Here is a 990-nt window from a genome sequence, read left to right as displayed (position 1 = left end):
GCCGAGGCCGTCGGGAGTGCGGTGCCGGGTGTGGTGGTGCTGGACTGTGGTGTGCCGGACGGTTCGGTCGATGTGCCGTCTGGTGTGCGGTCGGTGCTGGACCGTGTGCTGGGTGTGGTGCAGGAGTGGCTGGCCGGGGAGCGGTTCGCGGGTTCGCGCCTGGTGGTGGTGACGCGGGGCGCGATGCCGGTGGGTGCCGGTGGTGCGGTTGCTGCGGGTGATGTGGTGCAGGCTCCGGTGTGGGGTCTGGTGCGCGCGGCGCTCGCGGAGAACCCCGGACGCTTCGCCCTGGTGGACCTCGACCTGGAATCGGATGCGTCGGCCGATGTGGACACGGCGGTCGCGGCGGTGGTTTCGGGTGAGTCCGAGGTCGCGGTGCGTGGTGGTGCGGTACGGGTGCCCAGGCTGACGCGCCTGCCGGAGACGGACCTTGCGCGTATCGCGGGTGAGACAGCCGATGATGTGCCGTCGTGGGATGGTGCGGGTGCGGTGTTGGTCACGGGTGGTACGGGTGGTCTGGGTGCTGTGGTGGCGCGGTATCTGGTGGCTGAGCGTGGGGTGCGGGATGTGGTCCTGACTTCGCGGCGTGGCCCGGATGCGCCGGGTGCTGGGGAGCTGGTGGCGGAGCTGCGGGGGTTGGGTGCCGCGGTGGAGGTGCTGGCCTGTGACATGGCCGACCGGGGTGCGGTGCGGGCTCTGGTGGGTTCGCTGGTGGCCGGTCGTGGTCTGCTGGCGGTGGTGCATGCGGCCGGTGTGGGGGACAACGGTCTGGTCGGTGCGCTGTCGCCGGAGCGTCTGGATGGGGTGCTGGGTCCGAAGGCGGATGCGGCGTGGTGGCTGCACGAGGCGACGGCCGACGTCGAGTTGGCGGCGTTCGTGTTGTTCTCCTCGGCCGGTGGTCTGGTGCTGACGGCCGGGCAGGGCAACTATGCGGCGGCCAATGTGTTCCTGGACGCGTTGGCGGCGCGGCGTCGGGCCGAGGGTCTGGTG

1 protein-coding gene is annotated in these 990 nt (G+C 71.5%); it reads left to right on the top strand.

All coding sequences use genetic code 11. From position 1 onward, the window contains the following. On the top strand, positions 1–990 hold a 990-nt coding region (locus KM933_RS38675), incomplete at both ends, for a beta-ketoacyl reductase (protein ID WP_221362354.1).

The sequence above is a fragment of the Streptomyces beigongshangae genome (assembly GCF_019710745.1).
Lineage (GTDB): Bacteria > Actinomycetota > Actinomycetes > Streptomycetales > Streptomycetaceae > Streptomyces > Streptomyces beigongshangae.
The sequence above is the reverse complement of the archived record's forward strand: the minus strand, read 5'-3'. Positions and strand labels throughout refer to the sequence as shown.